This window comes from Delftia lacustris (genome assembly GCF_040267515.1).
GTDB lineage: Bacteria > Pseudomonadota > Gammaproteobacteria > Burkholderiales > Burkholderiaceae_C > Comamonas > Comamonas tsuruhatensis.
In genome coordinates this window covers 2,730,430-2,742,496 of record NZ_CP141274.1, presented here as the reverse complement: position 1 = coordinate 2,742,496, position 12,067 = coordinate 2,730,430, and the positions used below count along the sequence as shown (strand labels likewise).

The window sequence follows — 12,067 nt, the reverse complement described above, 5'->3', positions numbered from 1 at the left end:
ACCCCCCCAAAAAAAGGGGCGTTCCCCTCCCCTCCCGCGCTATCATCCGCCCCGGCCCCCTGTCCCGGGGCTGATGCTTCAAAACATCCGTCGTATAGCGGCACAGCCTCTCCGAAAGCGAGGCTTGGTACACCGAATCCATCAGTCAACGCAGATGCGATGGCCTGTGGATTCGATCCGCAATGGAGCACGGAACAATGAACGCCGTTTCTCTCGCCTGCGCGCCGTCTTTTGGCGCAACCCCTCCCTCATGCCAGGCCTTTGTGCTTGGCCAACTGCGGAGGGACATGGCATGAACCCCGCCCAGCCCTCCCCCACCACGGACAGCCACAGCACCCGGCAGCTGTCCAACGCCCTCACCCAGGTGGACCATCTCGTGCAGCAAGGCTGTGCAGAAATCTCCGCCATCGCCCAGCTCGCCCTGGCATGGCTGGAGACCCCCAAGGGCCATCGCCACCTGGACGTGGTGGCCCGTGCCCTGCAAAGCATCCGCGACAGCGCCGACACGCTGGCCGACTACGCCGGCACCGAGGCCCAGGCCATGGGCTGCGGGTTCGAAGACGCGGCCGAGATGCGCCGCGCCGAAGCGGCCGAGGCGGCTGCCCGGGCCATGGCGCAACTGCTTGAGCGCCGGCCGGTTCCCGGGCTGGACGGCAGCAGCTGATGCGCCAGCGCGCCAGTCAGCCTGCGTTCAGCCCACACTCAGCGCCACAGTCAGCCCTGCGTTGCACTGGCCGCAGATTCCCAGGCACACGCCCGGGGAGAGCACGGCGATCTGCCATGGCGCGCACTTCATGGCCCGGCCTGTGTTGATGGTCCGGCCACGGGCTGCGGCGGTCATCCAGGCTCAGGCGCCCTGCGGCAGATAGCTTGGCCGGGCCGCCGTCATGCCGCGCTTGACCTGCTGGGTGAGCTCGTCGGCCAGCACTTCATCGAGCCCGGCCTCCAGTCCGTCCAGCGCGCGGCTGACGATGTCCTCGGGGCTGGACTTCGGTGCGTCAAGCCCGCGCGTGAGGTCGGTATCGACATAGGCCATGTGCAGGCCCAGCACCTGTGTCTTCTGACCTGCAAGCTCGCTGCGCAGGGCGTTGGTGAGCGACCAGGCGGCCGACTTGCTGGCCGAGTAGGCGGCCAGTTCGCCGCCATTGACCCAGGAGGCCACCGACAACACATTGAGCAAGGCCCCGCCGCCGTTGGCCTTGAGAACCGGCGCAAAGGCCTGGCTCATGCGCAGCACGGCGAAGAAGTTGGTCTCGAAGATGCGCCTGGCGACCTCTTCGCTGTCGGGCGCCAGAAAGCCGCCGGGCTGCGCGATGCCGGCGTTGTTGATCACCAGCGTGACGTCCGGCGCCTGCGCTGCGGCGGCGGCCACGTCCTGCGGGCGGTTCACGTCCAGCTGCAGGGCATGCACGCCGGGCTGGGTGACGGTGGCGGGGTCGCGCGCGCCGGCGTAGACCTTGCGGGCGCCACGGGCAAGCAGCTCGCGTGCGAAGGCCAGGCCGATGCCGCGATTGGCACCGGTGACGAGAACAACAGCGTTTTCAATTTTCATGGAGCACTCCAGGGGTGGGGGGAAACAGATTCAACGGATCTTGATGACGACCTTGCCCTTTGCGTGGCCGGCTTCGGCATAGGCAAGGGCCTCGTTGGTGGACTCGAATGCGAAGACCTTGTCCACGACCGGGCGGATGGCGCCCGCCTCGATGAGGCGGGTGATCTCGCGCAGCTGGCCACCGTCGGCCTTCATGAAGACAAAGGAGTAGTCGATGCCACGGCTTCGCGCCCGGCGCCTGATGCCGGAGCTGAGCAGCCGCATCACCAGGCGCACGAATGCGGGCGCCGCGATTGCCCTGCCAAATGCGGGATCGGGCGGGCCGGAGATGGAGACCAGTTTGGCGCCGCCCTTGAGCACGCGCAGGGATTTGCCAAGCGCCTTGCCGTCCTGGCTGTTGAGCACCACGTCGTAGTCGTGCAGGACATCCTCGAAGTCCTGCGTGCGGTAGTCGATGACGACATCCGCGCCCAGGCCCCTGACCAGATCGAAGTTGGCCGCGCTCGTCGTGGTGGCCACAGTGGCGCCCAGGTGCCGGGCCAGCTGGATGGCGAACGTGCCCACGCCGCCGGAGCCGGCCTGGATGAAGACCTTCTGCCCCCTGGCCAGCCGGGCCGTCTCGACCAGGACCTGCCAGGCCGTCAGGCCCACCAGGGGAATGGAGGCGGCCTCTTCCATCGTGAGCCCCTTGGGCTTGGGCGCCAGCGATGATTCCCTGACCGGCACGAACTCCGCGAACGTGCCGATCCGGAAATCGTCCGTGCGTGCATAGACCTCGTCGCCGGGCTTGAACTGCCGCACGCGCGGGCCGGCCTTGACCACCACGCCGGCCACGTCGTGGCCCAGGATCAGGGGCAGGCGATAGGGCAGGATGAGCTTGAATTGCCCGTCCTTGATCTTGGAGTCCAGCTGGTTCACGCCTGCGGCATGGACCTGGACCAGGACTTCGTCGTCACGCAGCTGCGGCTCGGGTACGTCTGCCAGCTGCAAGGCGCGGTTCGCTCCATAGCTTTCCAGAATGAATGCCTTCATGGCTCTCCTTTATATGATGATCATCATATGTAAAGACGAAAAAAATCCAGGCACATGCACAGGGCATGCGCCATCACTGGCTGGCCGGCGCCAGGTGCTTGAGTGCTGCCTCGCGCAGGCTGTCGGACAGGGCCGGATCGTCCACCGCCCGTGCCAGCAGCAGGCTGCCGACCATGGTGGACAAGGTGACGAGCGCGCGCTCGTGGACACCGGGCAGTCCCCAGTCCGGTGATTGGCGGGCGATGAGATCGACCATTTCCTTGATGTGGCCCGTGGCCACGCGGCGCACCTCCGGCGCCTGGCGCGAGGTCTCGGAACCCAGGGCCGCCAGGGGGCAGCCCACCTCGGCGCGCTGGACATGTTCCTTGGAAAGATAGGCGGCCAGCATGGCATGCAGTGCCATGCCGGGCGGCGCCTTGGCCACCACGTCGGCGACGGCGGCGCAGGACTCCGCGCAGGCCTTGCCCGCCGCTTCGGCCAGCATGGCATCGCGCGAGGCGAAATGGGCGTAGAAGGCGCCATGCGTCAGGCCCGCCTCCTTCATGATGTCCGCCACCCCGGTGCCGCCATAGCCGCTGCGGCGGATGGCACGCGCCGCCACGGAGACGATGCGCTCATGCGTGGCCTCCTTGGCGGAAGCCCGGGCGCTGGAATTTGTGTTTCGCATGATGGTCATCATACATTGTTTGCGCCATGCACGCGCCGCAGATGGGACATCCGCCCGCAGCCATTGCATGGACAATCCCGGCATGTCTGCTGCTGCTTCACACCACAATCCATCCCGCCCCGTGCTCATTGCCGGCGGCGGCATCGGTGGCATGGCCACTGCCCTCACGCTGCACCAGATCGGCGTGCCCTGCATCGTATTCGAGTCGGTGGCGCAGCTGCAGCCGCTGGGCGTGGGCATCAACCTGCAGCCGAACGCCGTGCGGGAACTGCATGACCTGGGTTTCGGCAACGATGTGCTGGACACCATCGGCCTGCAGGCGCGGGAATGGGCGCTGGTGGGCCGCAACGGCAACGAGGTGTATGCCGAGCCGCGCGGGCTGCAGGCCGGCTACCGCTGGCCGCAGTACGCGGTGCACCGGGGGCAGCTGCAGATGATGCTGTTCAACGCCGTCAGGCAGCGCCTGGGCGACGACGCCGTGCAGCTGGGCCGGCGCGTGGTGGGCTACCGGCAGGATGCCGAGGGCGTGACCGCCCTCATCGACACCCGCGATGGCCAGCGGCTGGAGGTGCAGGGCTCGCTGCTGGTGGCGGCCGATGGCCTGCACTCGGCCGTGCGCGCGCAGATGCACCCCACGCAGCCGCCCATACAGTGGGGCGGCGCCATCATGTGGCGCGGCACCACGCCCGGGGTGCCGGTGCGCACCGGCGCATCCTTCGTGGGCGTGGGCTCGCTGCGCCATCGCGTGGTGCTGTACCCCATCACGCCGCCGGACCCCGTCACGGGCCTGGCCACCATCAACTGGATCGCCGAGATCACGGTGGACAACCAGGGCGGCTGGCGGCAGGGCGACTGGAACCGGCGCGTGGCGCTGGAGGAATTCATCCACCACTTCGACGGCTGGGACTACGGCTGGCTGGACGTGCCGGCCATGCTGCGCGGCGCCACGGATGTCTTCGAGTACCCCATGATCGACCGCGACCCCGTGCCCATCTGGGTGGACGGCCGCGTGGCCTTGCTGGGCGATGCGGCGCATGTGATGTACCCGGTGGGCTCCAATGGCGCCAGCCAGGCCATCGTGGACGCGCGCGTTCTGGGTGCACAGTTCCTTGCCCACGGCGTGGGCCCGCAGGCGCTGCGCGCCTATGACGACAAGCTGTGCAAGGACCTCTCGGCGCTGGTGCTGCGCAACCGGGGGGCCGGCCCCTTCGGCCTGCTGGGGCTGGTGGACGAGCGCTGCGGCGGCGTCTTCGACGACATCGACGAGGTGCTGCCACGCGAGGAGCGCGAGGGCTTCATGGCCCGGTACAAGGCCGCTGCCGGCTTTGCGATCGAGACGCTCAACGCCGCGCCCCCCACCATTGCGCCAGGGCAGCGCGTGGCCGGGGCCTGAGCCCTTGTGCGGCGGCAAGGGCCGCGAGTCGCCATAATCGGCCCTTGCCCCTGGCAGCCATCCCCAGATTTACATCACAGACCCAGCAGGAAGACCCCATGCCGATCCAATCCATTCTGAAATCCACCGTGGTGGCACTGGCGATCGTGGGCAGCGGTTCGCTCTTTGCGCAGGGCGCGCCCCTGAACACAGCGGCGTTCGACGCCCTGATTGCGCAAGGCCCCGTCGCCGACGCCGCGACCATCGCATCGAGCACCTGGGCCAGCAAGATCAAGCAGGCCGGCACGCTGCGCCTGGGCAGCACCCAGACCTCCAATCTGTTTTCCCTGCTCAACGAGAAGGACGGCAAGATACGCGGCTTCGACGCAGGCCTGGCCCAGCTGCTCACGCGCTACATCCTGGGCGATGCCTCCAAGTACCAGTTCGCGCAGGTCACCTCGTCCACGCGCGAGCAGGTGCTGATCAACAACCAGGCGGACATGGTGATTGCCACCTACTCCATCACCCCTGCCCGTGCTGAGAAGATCTCGTTTGCCGGCCCCTACTACACCTCGCAGGCCGGGGTGCTGGTCAAGGCAAGCAACAAGACCGTGCAGTCGTACAGCGATCTGGGCGGCAAGAAGGTCGCCACGCAGGCCGGCTCCACGGGGCCTGCCATCCTGGCGCAGCACGCGCCCAAGGCGGTCGTGCAGGAGTTCCAGACGCACCAGGAAGCGCTGGACTCCCTGCGCCAGGGCCGCGTGGACGCCTATGTGACCGACTACACCCTGCTGCTCAACACCCTGAGCCTGGGCACCGGCGACGCGCGGCTGGCGGGCGCGCCCTTCGGCACGCAGGATTCCTATGGCATCGGCCTGCCCAAGGGCTCGGACGGCGTGGCCTTCATCAATGCCTTCCTGAAGAAAATCGAAGCCGACGGCACCTGGGCCAAGCTGTGGACCATCTCCATCGGCCAGCGCACCGGCAGCACGGCCGTTCCCACGCCACCCGCCCTGCCCTGAGCGATGGGTGACGTCTCCAGACTCCTCGCCGACCACGGGCCTGCCTTCTGGCAGGCCCTCTTGCTGACCTGGAAGCTCACCGCGTTCTCGTTCCTGCCCGGCTTCCTGCTGGGCGTGATCGTCACGGTGCTCAGGCTGCTTCCGCTGCCGCCGCTGCGCTTCGTGCTGACGGGCTACGTCGAGATCTTCCGCAACATCCCCAGCGTGGCGCTGCTGATCTTCATCGTGTTCGCGCTGCCCGATCTCAACGTCGTGATCGACTATGAGCCCAGCGTGGTCCTGGCCCTGGCGCTGGTGTGTTCCGCGTTCACGGCGGACTATCTGCGCGCGGGCATCAACACCATTGCCGGCAGCCAGATCGAGGCCGCGCTCAGCCTGGGCATGCGGCCCATGCAGATCATCTCGGCCGTGGTGCTGCCGCAGGCGCTGCGCTCGGTGGTGCAGCCGATGACGTCGCTGCTCATTGCGCTGATGCTGTCCACCTCGCTGGCATCCCAGGTGCCGCTGGCGGGCCGGGAACTCACCTCGCTTGTGTCCAAGATCGCCAACGACTCCGCTGCCGGCATGGCCGCCTTCGCCGTGGCCGCCGCGATGTACGTGGCCACCGGATTGCTGATCGCCTGGGCGGGCTCCATCCTGGAAAAGAAGCTGCGGATACTGCGATGAGCCGTTCTCTGGAAGACATTCTGTTTGGCGCACCCAGCCCGCAGGCCCGGCGGGTCACGCAGGTGGCCAGCCTGATCGCGGCGGCCCTGCTGCTGGCGCTGGCCGCGGGCATCGCGCTGCGCTTTCATTCGGCAGGCCAGCTCGAGGCCCGGTTCTGGGAATTCTTCGCCTGGCCCACCACCTGGGCCTTTCTGGCCAAGGGCCTGCTCGGCACGCTGGCATCGTCGGCCATGGCCGCCGTGATTGCGCTGGCCCTGGGGCTGGTGCTGCTGGCGGGGCGCCTTGCGCGGCCCCGCATCGTGCGCTGGCCCAGCGTCGCCGTCATCGAATTCCTGCGCGGCACGCCCACGCTGCTGCTGATCTATGTGTGCTTTCTGGTGCTGCCCGCCGCCGACATCAAGCTGAGCACCTACTGGATGCTGACCCTGCCCATAGGCCTGAGCACCGCCGCCGTGGTGGCCGAGGTCTACCGCGCGGGCGTGCTTGCCGTGCCACGCGGCCAGACCGATGCCGCGCGAAGCCTGGGACTGACCGAGGTACAGGTCTTCCGGCTCGTCGTCTTCCCCCAGGCGGTGCGCTTCATCGTGCCGGCGCTGGTCGCGCAACTGGTCATCGTGGTCAAGGACACCACCTTCGGCTACATCGTCACCTACGGCGAGCTCATGCAGAACGCCAAGGTGCTCATTGCCAACTACCACGCGCTGGTGCCCGTGTACTTGGTGGTGGCGGTGCTCTACTGCCTTGTGAACTACGCGATATCCAGGGCGAGCAGGCGGCTGAACCGGCCCGTGCACTGAGGCCCGCCAGTGCCTGCCTTCAGGGAAGGCTCAGATCCATGCCGAGCATCCTGGCAAGGCCGAAGGTGAAGGCCAGCACGCACAGCAGCAGCAGCGTGAAGACGGCAGCGATCTTGCCGCCCGCAATGAGCAGCTCGCGCCTGTCCGCCCCCTTCTTCTTGCCTTGGTCGTAATGCCACTTGATGGCGAAGAACATGGCCGTGCCGAACACGAGCGCCTTGAACGTGACGAAGACTACGGGGATCCAATCGATCATTTTGAGAACTTCCAGCCAATGACTTGGCACTGTCCACGGTGGGGAGCCCCCCTCCCGGACATGAGAGGCAGAGCGTCAGCGACGGCCATGCAAGCACGGTGCTGCCACACCTTGTGGCGCATACTACCCAAAAGCAATTTCCATACATGGACCCCAACATCGCTGCTGAAAACCATGCAAGATGACTCTTTGCCAAGCTGGCTGCCGCGCCTCGCCGTGCAGCGCGGCCCCCGTTTTCTGCAGATTGCGGATGCCTTGCAGGCAGCGGTGGCGGACGGATCGCTGAAACCGGGTGACCGCCTGCCTCCGCAGCGCCTGCTGGCAGCACAGCTGGATGTGGACCTGACGACCATCACCCGCGCCTACGACGAGGCCCGGCGGCGCCACCTGCTGGAGGGACGCGGCGCGCGAGGCACCTATGTCGCGGCGCCGAAGGTCGAATGGAGCTCGGTGCTCGACCTGAGCATGAACACCCCGCCGCCGCCCGAGGGCGTGGACTTCGACGACATGCTCAAACAGGGCTTGTCGCAGGTATTGATGAGGGCCGATGCCCAGCTGCTGATGACCTACCACCTGGGCGGGGGCAGCGACTCCGACCGCAAGGCCGCAGCCCAATGGCTGGAGCCGATGTTTGGAAGTCTGGATGACAGGCAGATCGTTGTCTGCCCCGGGGCGCAGGCGGCGATCGCCGCCCTGATTCTTGCGCTGACCGCGCCGGGCGACGTGATCCTGGCGGAGCCCGCCAGCTATCCCGGCCTGCGTGCCGCAGCGGCCCAGTTCGGCCGGCGCATCCTGGCGGTGCAGGCGGACAGGCAGGGGATGGTGCCGGAGATGCTGGAGCAGGCCTGCCGCGAGCACAGGCCGGCGCTGGTCTACCTCAATCCGACACTGCAGAACCCGACCGCCATCACCATGTCGGAAGGCCGGCGCAAGCAGCTGGCCAGCGTGGCCAGGCGCTGCCAGGTGCGCATCGTCGAGGACGACCCCTACTGGCTGCTGGCCGACGTCCCGCCGCCGCCCATTGCCGCATTCGCCCCGCAGCAGGTGTACTACATCTCGACCCTGTCCAAATGCCTGACGCCCGGCCTGCGCGTGGCCTTCGTGCTCATGCGCGACCCGCATGAACGCCAGCGCTTCCTGGTGGCGCTCAGGTCCTTTGCGCTGATGGCCACCCCCGTGACGGCCGCGCTGGCCACGCAGTGGATCCTCGATGGTTCGGCCGGGCAATTGATGGACGGCGTGCGCAAGGAGGCGCGCCTGCGCCACCGGATGGCCAGGGACATCCTGGCGGGGCGGTACAGCGGCGCCGGAGACGGCCTGCATGTATGGCTGGAGCTGCCGGGGTACTGGACTAGCGCCCAGCTGGCACGTGCCGCCGACAGCGAGGGCATCGCCGTCACGCCCGCGCAGGCATTCGCCACCGGCAGCGAATCCGTGAATGCCATCCGCATCTCCCTGGGCAGCATCAAGGACCGTGGACGCCTGCACGCCGGTCTTCAACGGCTGTCCCATCTGCTTGCACGGCTGCCGGAGTCGTTCAGCGCTGCCGTGGTGTAGCCGCGCCGGTCGCGGGAGCACGGCTTGCGGCCGCGGCCGCAGCCGCAGCCGCAGCCGCAATCGCAATCACGAGCGCAGCCACGACCAGCACTGCCGCGACTGCGAACGTGATCCGCATCGCGTGGGCAATGGCCCCGGGATGCGCCGCGACGATGTCGGCCGTCCCTGACGCGAACGCGAACACCATCCCCATCACGGATGCCCCGGTGACGAGCCCGAGGTTGCGCGACAGCCCGAGCATGCCCGACATCACGCCACGCTGGTCCGCAGCGACATCGGCCATGACGGCCGTGTTGTTGGCGGCCTGGAACAGCTGGTAGCCAGGGGTCAGGACGGCGATGGCGGCAACGTAGCCCGCAACACCGAACATCGCCGCAAGCACGGACAGGGCGAATGCGCCCGCCGCCATGGCGATGAGTCCGGCGATGACCATGGGGGCAGCGCCCAGGCGATCGACGACACGGCCGGCCGGGACACCGCTCAGGATGGCGATGAATGGGCCCACCGACATCACGAACCCTACCGTGGTTTCGTCAAGCCCGAGCCCGCGAGACAGATAGAACGGCCCGACCACCAGCGTCGCCATCATCACCGTCGAGACGAGCGCATTCATGGCCAGGCTCGCGCTGAAGCCCGGATCGCGGAACCGCTCCAATCGGATCAATGGCGATGCGGCTGCCGCCTGGGCCCTCGCGAAGAGCACGACGCCGAAGGCCGCGGCCGACAGCAAAGCCCCGTTGAGCGAACCGAAGCTTGCGCGCCCCAGCGTCATGGCGAGTGCATAGGCCACAAGCGTCAGAGCGAGCAGCAAGGTGCCCAGGTGGTCGAAGCGCGCCCGATCCGCCTGCGCCCCTTGGCGATGCACGGGCAGGTATCGATGCGCGAGAAGGAATGTCAGGACGCCCAGCGGCAGGTTGATGAGGAAGCTGGCCCGCCAGCCGGGTCCGGCGATCAGATATCCGCCGAGTGCTGGACCGAGGGTGGTGCCCATCGCGGACATCGTTCCGAGCAGGCCCATCGCGCTACCGGTCCTTGCCTTCGGAACCGTCTCGGCGACCAGCGCCATGGAGAGGGCCATCATGATGGCCGCGCCCAGGCCCTGCACCGCCCGGGCGGCAATCAGCAGCCAGAGATTGGGGGCCAGGCCGCAAAGGACCGAGGCCAGCGTGAACAGAACGATGCCGGCCAGCAGCAGCCGTCGGCGGCCCAGGACATCGCCAAGCCGGCCGGCGCTGACCGTCAGGGCGGTGATGGCCAGCAGATAGGCCAGGACGATCCACTGGACCTGCTGGAAGGACGCGTTGAACGCCTGCGCGAAGGTGGGCAATCCCACGTTGGCGATGCTGGTGCCCAGGGAGGACAGCAGCATGGACAGCGAAAGGCTGGCCAGCACCCACCGGACCGGCGGCCCCTGTTGCGCACCGCCGGCCCCTGCCCCACCTGTTCCGGCACCGATCGGTTTCGACGTGGACTTCATCTTTGGCGACTCCCATATTCAAGTTCTCAGGAGCCTAGTGCCGTGCCTGGCATGGCGGAAGGCGCACTGTTCTCACTTTATTCATGCGTTTGACGCCATGTCGCTACCCGCTGTGCTACGGTCAATCCATGCCGAAGCCCGATCTCAACCTGCTTGTCACCCTGGATGTGCTCCTTGCGGAGGGAAACGTTGCGCGCGCGGCCCAGCGGTTGCGGCTGAGCCCGTCGGCAATGAGCCGGGCGCTGGCGCGGCTGCGTGAGACCACCGGCGATCCGCTGCTGGTCAGGGCCGGGCGGGGTCTCGTTCCCACACCGCGAGCGCTTGAGCTGCGCGAGCGGGTCAGCCAGCTGGTGCAGGACACGGAAGCTGTTCTGCGCCCTGCCGGGCAGCCCGACCTCGGACAACTGGTGCGCACGTTCACGCTGCGCACCAGCGAAGGCTTCGTGGAGAATTTCGGACCGGACCTCATTGCCCGCGTGGGCCAGCAAGCGCCCGGCGTACGGCTTTGCTTCGTGCAAAAGACCAACAAGGACAGCGGCCCGCTTCGTGACGGGACGGTCGACCTGGAGACCGGCGTTGTCGCAAGCACGATAGGTCCGGAGGTGCGCGCGCAGGCGCTGTTCCGAGACCGTTTCATCGGCGTCGTGCGCCAGGGCCATCCGCTGAGCCAGGGCGAGATCACACCCGCGCGCTATGCGAGCGGCAGGCATATCCTGGTGTCCCGGCGGGGGCAGGAAAAGGGGCCCATTGATGAAGCCTTGAATGCGCTCGGCCTGCAGCGGCAGATCGTTGCGACCGTCAACGGCTTTTCCAGCGCGCTGGCCCTGGCCCGCGCCAGCGACCTGATCGCCAGCGTTCCCGAACGGCACACCGGCAACCTGCGCGCGCAAATGCACAGCTTCCCCCTTCCGGTCTCCATGCCGCAGATCACGGTTTCATTGCTCTGGCATCCCAGGCTGCATGCCGATCCTGCGCACCGCTGGCTGCGCGGGTGCGTACGGGAGATTTGCGCAAAGGCTGATTCGCCATGAGCGCCCGCAGCCAGCGGGCTGCCATCGCCGCTCCCATGCACCCATGCACCCATGCAGATACCCATGCAGATGGGCCAGCCCATCAGCAGACCAAGGCTGACCAGCGCCAGATGCAGCAGGCGCTGGAGGCCGGGATGGTTACATATGCAACAACGGGTTGCACACCTACGTGAACCGTCCCGCGCAGGCCATACCATCGCCGGCCTACAACACAGAAAGGCGCGAGGTTATGCAGGAGAGTTCTCTGGAGTGCTTCCTCTATCACAGTCAGTTGGCACCAGGGGCCGACACCACCTGCATCGCGGGCATCATCAAGACCGCACGCTCCTTCAACGGGTCGGCCGGGATCACGGGCATGCTGGTTTTCGACGGGGAACGTTTCTTTCAGTATGTCGAAGGGCCGGCACGGCAATTGGGTTTGCTGGTGGAGTCCATCTCGCGCGACGAAAGACATATCAACTTCACGCCGATGTTCCCGCAAACGCGCATTGATCAAAGACGTTTCGCCAAGTGGTCCATGGCCTATGTGATTGTGGAAGATACAGAACATCTGGGCACGATTTCCAAGCTTGAAGGCCCTGGTGCGCTGGCGAAATTGCAGGAGCTGTTGCCGCTTCTGGATGTTCAGTAATTCCTTG

The 12,067-nt window shown here is 67.1% G+C and carries 13 protein-coding genes; 8 read left to right on the top strand and 5 right to left on the bottom strand.

The features are described 5' to 3' along the window. Positions 1-292: 292 nt before the first annotated feature. Positions 293-664: a hypothetical protein gene (locus U6958_RS13925; protein WP_083393633.1), complete on the top strand. Its 372-nt coding sequence runs from the start codon at positions 293-295 to the stop codon at positions 662-664. A gap of 183 nt (positions 665-847) precedes the next feature. On the opposite strand, the gene U6958_RS13920 is transcribed toward U6958_RS13925, so the two are convergent. The 3 genes from U6958_RS13920 to U6958_RS13910 form a co-directional block, all read right to left on the bottom strand. Continuing rightward, a complete protein-coding gene (locus U6958_RS13920) occupies positions 848-1,552 on the bottom strand; it encodes an SDR family oxidoreductase (RefSeq protein WP_074922907.1) in 705 nt (234 codons plus the stop codon). Between the two features lie 30 nt (positions 1,553-1,582). Next, positions 1,583-2,584 (bottom strand): NADP-dependent oxidoreductase, encoded by a 1,002-nt coding sequence (locus U6958_RS13915; RefSeq protein WP_074922906.1) that lies wholly within the window; start codon positions 2,582-2,584, stop codon positions 1,583-1,585. A gap of 73 nt (positions 2,585-2,657) precedes the next feature. Beyond that, positions 2,658-3,263: a TetR/AcrR family transcriptional regulator gene (locus U6958_RS13910; protein ID WP_074922905.1), complete on the bottom strand. Its 606-nt coding sequence runs from the start codon at positions 3,261-3,263 to the stop codon at positions 2,658-2,660. A gap of 70 nt (positions 3,264-3,333) precedes the next feature. On the opposite strand from U6958_RS13910, the gene U6958_RS13905 reads away from it, so the two are divergent. From U6958_RS13905 to U6958_RS13890, 4 genes are all read left to right on the top strand, one after another. Next, on the top strand, positions 3,334-4,644 hold the full coding sequence (locus U6958_RS13905; RefSeq protein ID WP_074922959.1) for a flavin-dependent oxidoreductase: 1,311 nt from the start codon (positions 3,334-3,336) through the stop codon (positions 4,642-4,644). Positions 4,645-4,742: 98 nt separating this feature from the next. After that, positions 4,743-5,645 carry a glutamate ABC transporter substrate-binding protein gene (locus U6958_RS13900; RefSeq protein WP_016446387.1) on the top strand — a complete coding sequence of 301 codons (903 nt, stop codon included), beginning with the start codon at positions 4,743-4,745 and terminating at the stop codon, positions 5,643-5,645. 3 nt (positions 5,646-5,648) lie between these two features. After that, positions 5,649-6,311, top strand: a complete 663-nt coding sequence (locus U6958_RS13895) for an amino acid ABC transporter permease (protein WP_074922904.1) — start codon at positions 5,649-5,651, stop codon at positions 6,309-6,311. Further along, positions 6,308-7,108: an amino acid ABC transporter permease gene (locus tag U6958_RS13890; RefSeq protein ID WP_074922903.1), complete on the top strand. Its 801-nt coding sequence runs from the start codon at positions 6,308-6,310 to the stop codon at positions 7,106-7,108. The genes U6958_RS13895 and U6958_RS13890 overlap by 4 nt, the downstream gene beginning before the upstream one ends. 19 nt (positions 7,109-7,127) lie before the next feature. Here the strand turns inward: U6958_RS13890 and U6958_RS13885 are convergent, their stop codons facing one another. Further along, entirely contained in the window at positions 7,128-7,364 is a 237-nt protein-coding gene (locus U6958_RS13885; protein ID WP_016446390.1) for a hypothetical protein, read from the bottom strand. Between the two features lie 174 nt (positions 7,365-7,538). Here U6958_RS13885 and U6958_RS13880 point away from each other — a divergent pair, with 174 nt between their 5' ends. Then, positions 7,539-8,921 (top strand): PLP-dependent aminotransferase family protein, encoded by a 1,383-nt coding sequence (locus tag U6958_RS13880; RefSeq protein ID WP_074922902.1) that lies wholly within the window; start codon positions 7,539-7,541, stop codon positions 8,919-8,921. On the opposite strand, the gene U6958_RS13875 is transcribed toward U6958_RS13880, so the two are convergent. Continuing rightward, complete coding sequence (locus U6958_RS13875; protein WP_074922901.1) at positions 8,902-10,398, bottom strand: MFS transporter; 1,497 nt, start codon at positions 10,396-10,398, stop codon at positions 8,902-8,904. The genes U6958_RS13880 and U6958_RS13875 overlap by 20 nt on opposite strands. A gap of 128 nt (positions 10,399-10,526) precedes the next feature. Here U6958_RS13875 and U6958_RS13870 point away from each other — a divergent pair, with 128 nt between their 5' ends. Next, positions 10,527-11,429 carry a LysR family transcriptional regulator gene (locus U6958_RS13870; RefSeq protein ID WP_074922900.1) on the top strand — a complete coding sequence of 301 codons (903 nt, stop codon included), beginning with the start codon at positions 10,527-10,529 and terminating at the stop codon, positions 11,427-11,429. A gap of 169 nt (positions 11,430-11,598) precedes the next feature. Next, the gene (locus U6958_RS13865; protein WP_244160508.1) at positions 11,599-12,060 is read left to right on the top strand and encodes a BLUF domain-containing protein; all 462 of its coding nucleotides are present in this window, start codon (positions 11,599-11,601) and stop codon (positions 12,058-12,060) included. Positions 12,061-12,067 lie beyond the last annotated feature (7 nt).

Excerpts from the sequence above, each read along its gene's own strand:
- U6958_RS13925 (WP_083393633.1), top strand. The coding sequence starts at position 293 with ATGAACCCCGCCCAGCCCTCCCCCACCACGGACAGCCACAGCACCCGG.
- U6958_RS13920 (WP_074922907.1), bottom strand. The coding sequence starts at position 1,552 with ATGAAAATTGAAAACGCTGTTGTTCTCGTCACCGGTGCCAATCGCGGC.
- U6958_RS13915 (WP_074922906.1), bottom strand. The coding sequence starts at position 2,584 with ATGAAGGCATTCATTCTGGAAAGCTATGGAGCGAACCGCGCCTTGCAG.
- U6958_RS13910 (WP_074922905.1), bottom strand. The coding sequence starts at position 3,263 with ATGATGACCATCATGCGAAACACAAATTCCAGCGCCCGGGCTTCCGCC.
- U6958_RS13905 (WP_074922959.1), top strand. The coding sequence starts at position 3,334 with ATGTCTGCTGCTGCTTCACACCACAATCCATCCCGCCCCGTGCTCATT.
- U6958_RS13900 (WP_016446387.1), top strand. The coding sequence starts at position 4,743 with ATGCCGATCCAATCCATTCTGAAATCCACCGTGGTGGCACTGGCGATC.
- U6958_RS13895 (WP_074922904.1), top strand. The coding sequence starts at position 5,649 with ATGGGTGACGTCTCCAGACTCCTCGCCGACCACGGGCCTGCCTTCTGG.
- U6958_RS13890 (WP_074922903.1), top strand. The coding sequence starts at position 6,308 with ATGAGCCGTTCTCTGGAAGACATTCTGTTTGGCGCACCCAGCCCGCAG.
- U6958_RS13885 (WP_016446390.1), bottom strand. The coding sequence starts at position 7,364 with ATGATCGATTGGATCCCCGTAGTCTTCGTCACGTTCAAGGCGCTCGTG.
- U6958_RS13880 (WP_074922902.1), top strand. The coding sequence starts at position 7,539 with ATGCAAGATGACTCTTTGCCAAGCTGGCTGCCGCGCCTCGCCGTGCAG.
- U6958_RS13875 (WP_074922901.1), bottom strand. The coding sequence starts at position 10,398 with ATGAAGTCCACGTCGAAACCGATCGGTGCCGGAACAGGTGGGGCAGGG.
- U6958_RS13870 (WP_074922900.1), top strand. The coding sequence starts at position 10,527 with ATGCCGAAGCCCGATCTCAACCTGCTTGTCACCCTGGATGTGCTCCTT.